The organism is Streptomyces sp. SID5785, from assembly GCF_009870065.1.
GTDB lineage: Bacteria > Actinomycetota > Actinomycetes > Streptomycetales > Streptomycetaceae > Streptomyces.
This window is the reverse complement of record NZ_WWIA01000692.1, coordinates 1-2,962: the sequence shown is the minus strand read 5'-3', so window position 1 is coordinate 2,962 and position 2,962 is coordinate 1. Positions and strand designations below refer to the sequence as shown.

The following is a 2,962-nucleotide window of genomic DNA, read 5'->3' as shown; positions in this document are numbered from 1 at the left end:
GGGGCCTTCGCCCCGCCCGTCAGCAGGTGTTTCGCCCCGTGCAGCGCCCCGGACCCGGCGCCGTGCCCGGACCCCGCGGCGGCGCCCGCACCGGCCCCCGCGGTGAGCGGCACCAGGAACTTTCCGGCCCCGCCGAGGACGAGGACCAGGAGCGCCGGTCCCACCAGCGCCGGGAGCCGGTCGTTGGCCCGCAGCAGCAGGGCGAGCCGGGCCCGGCAGTCGTCGCAGGTGTCCACGTGGGCGAGCAGCCGGTCGGACTGCCGCTCGGAGGCGGCGCCGCGCACGTGCGCGGGCATCCGGTCCCAGTGGGCCTCGCAGGCCGGGTCGTCCGGCGTGCCGGGATGAGCCCGCAGGAACGCCTGCCGCATCCCCTCGCGGGCCCGGTGCAGCAGGACCGCCGTCGCGCCGCTGTTCGTGCCGATGCCCCGGCCCACGGTCTCGAGCGGCTGCTGTTCGGCCTCGGCGAGCCACAGCGCCTTCACCCACCGTTCGGGCAGCTGGCCGAGCACCCGGCCCAGGAGATCGACGGCGGAGGCGCGCTCCGCGGGATCCTGCCCGCCGTACACGCCCGGGGCCGGCTCCACCCCGGCGTGCGGGTCGAGCGGTGTCTCGCGGGCCGCGCCGCGCCCTGCCGTCGCCGCGAGATGGCGGACCGTCGTCGTCAGATAGGCGGCGACGTTGTCGATCTCGTGGCCGCCGGACAGCCGCCGCCAGACCTTGAAGTGCGCCTCGGCGACGAGGTCGTCGGCGAGCCAGGCGCTTCCGGTCAGCGAGCGGGCGTACGCGACGAGGCGGGGCTGTTCCGCCTCGTAGATCCGCGCGTACGCGGCGGCGGTGGCTATCGGTGCGGCGGCGGTGCCGTCGGTCATGGCAGAACTCTTCCGTCCCACGTCGGAGGACCGCGGGTCAGCGGTCCGGGCGATGTTTTACGGCGAGTTTGAAACGTTAAGCGAGGAATGTCGGATTATGGAGGGGTGAGTGGCGCAGGTCACACCGACCTTTTCGTGGAACGCCGTAATGCGTGCCCCTCCTGCCGCGTCGAGTCGGCAACAGGAACACGCAGCGCAGCAGCAGAAAGGGAGCCTGTCATGCCGACCACCCTGCCCGTCACCGTCGAACAGCACGTCCGCGCCCGCCTCGTCACCGCCGACGGGCAGGGCCCCGAGCGCAGCATCGATGTCACCCTGCGCTACGCCTCCGGTGATCCGCTCGCCGTCCAGCTGTGCTTCCCCGGCTCCGTCACCGTGGCCGGCACGGAAGTGACCTGGGCCTTCGCCCGTTCCCTGCTGGACGAGGGCCTGCGCACCCCGGCCGGTTCGGGTGACGTCCACATCTGGCCGTGCGGCCGGGCCCGTACCGTCGTGGAACTGCACGCCCCGGAGGGGATGGCGGTCGTCCAGTTCGACACGTCGGCCCTGCGCCGCATCCTCGAGCGCTCCTACGACCTGGTCCCGGCGGACCGGGAGGACGTCGAGACCGCCGTCGACCACGCGCTGACGGCGCTCCTGGGACCCGACGAGGGTCCCGATCGGGGTCCCGGTCGGCGATGACGGCTTCCGCCCGGCCCCCGTGCCGGGTCACCCGGAGGCCGCGGCCCGCCGCAGACGCCCGCGCGCGACCAGCTCCAGGGTGGTCCCCGCGGCGATCGCCTGCACCGCAAGGAGCGCGACCAGGACGAAGAGCTGGACCGCGCCGGCCGCCACCGGGGAGGCGCCGCCCAGGAGCATGCCGACGAACGCGCCGGGGAGCGTCACGAGTCCGACGGTGCGGGTCTGGTCCAGGCCGGGCAGCAGGGCCTCCGACGCGGCCGGCCGGGCGACCTCGAGCCGTGCCTCGCGGGGGAGCAGGCCGACGGCCAGACCGGCCTCCATCTCGCCGTGGCGGACGGTCAGTTCGTCCAGAGCCCGGCGCCCCGCCAGCACGGTGGCGGTGAGGGCGCCGCCGATCAGGATGCCGGTCACCGGGATCAGCGCGATCCCGCGGACCGGCAGCAGCCCCGACAGGACGAGCGCCCCGACGACCGGCGCGACGGGCAGGGCGACCGGGACCGCCGCCCAGGCCCGTCCGGCGCCCCGCGTGACGCGCCGCCCCGCCGTGAACGCGGCCACCGTGCCCATGAGCAGCAGGAAGCCGAGCAGGGCCGCACCGTGCCGCACCACCCAGCCGATCACCAGGGAAACGGCGCCGAGTTGCACCGCCGCCCGCAGCCCCGCCACCACGACGTCCCTGGCCCGCCGCCACGAGGCGTCCGGCGCCAGCCGGAACACCGCGACCACCGCGGCGGCGAGCACCAGCAGGGCCACGAGAGCCGCGGCGAGCGTCCCGCCGACGGGCAGAAGCGTGGCCGCGGCCACCGTCGATTCACGCACCCTGGCACCTTAGGGTGCGCCTCACCGGACGTCCGCAGCGGCCGGACGGACCGGGAACGCTCCGACCCGGCACCGGTGCTGTCTCCCACCGCCGGTGTGCGCGACCATGGACCGGAAACCAGCGTGAACGGACGCGGAGAGAAAGAAGGCTGACCGTCATGGCACAGCAGGTGCAGGGCGTGATCGCACGGGCCGAGGGCGCACCGGTGACGATCGAGACGATCACCGTCCCGGACCCGGGACCGGGCGAGGCGGTCGTGAAGATCCAGGCCTGCGGGGTCTGCCACACCGACCTCCACTACCGAGAGGGCGGAATCAACGACGAGTTCCCGTTCCTGCTCGGGCACGAGGCGGCCGGCGTCGTCGAGTCGGTCGGCGACGGTGTCACCGAGGTCGCCCCCGGCGACTTCGTCATCCTCAACTGGCGCGCGGTGTGCGGACAGTGCCGTGCCTGTCTGCGCGGCCGCCCCCAGTACTGCTTCGACACGCACAACGCGCGCCAGAAGATGACCCTCGCCGACGGCACCGAACTGACCCCGGCGCTCGGCATCGGCGCGTTCGCGGAGAAGACGCTCGTCGCCGCCGGGCAGTGC

Annotated in this window: 4 protein-coding genes; 2 read left to right on the top strand and 2 right to left on the bottom strand. The window is 74.5% G+C overall.

Annotated features, from left to right (window positions below):
* Window positions 1-869: sigma factor (locus GTW43_RS22680; RefSeq protein ID WP_202501826.1), on the bottom strand; the 869-nt coding region annotated here is incomplete at its 3' end.
* Between the two features lie 219 nt (window positions 870-1,088).
* Here GTW43_RS22680 and GTW43_RS22675 point away from each other — a divergent pair.
* On the top strand, window positions 1,089-1,550 hold the full coding sequence (locus GTW43_RS22675; protein WP_237536760.1) for an SsgA family sporulation/cell division regulator: 462 nt from the start codon (window positions 1,089-1,091) through the stop codon (window positions 1,548-1,550).
* 27 nt (window positions 1,551-1,577) lie between these two features.
* Here the strand turns inward: GTW43_RS22675 and GTW43_RS22670 are convergent, their stop codons facing one another.
* On the bottom strand, window positions 1,578-2,369 hold the full coding sequence (locus GTW43_RS22670) for an ABC transporter permease (RefSeq protein ID WP_161303863.1): 792 nt from the start codon (window positions 2,367-2,369) through the stop codon (window positions 1,578-1,580).
* A 158-nt stretch (window positions 2,370-2,527) separates the two neighbouring features.
* Between GTW43_RS22670 and GTW43_RS22665 the strand changes: the two genes are divergently transcribed.
* A partial coding sequence (locus tag GTW43_RS22665; RefSeq protein ID WP_161303862.1) for an alcohol dehydrogenase catalytic domain-containing protein occupies window positions 2,528-2,962 on the top strand: 435 nt, incomplete at its 3' end.

Coding starts and splice junctions, on each gene's coding strand:
- GTW43_RS22675 (WP_237536760.1), top strand. CDS start 1,089: ATGCCGACCACCCTGCCCGTCACCGTCGAACAGCACGTCCGCGCCCGC.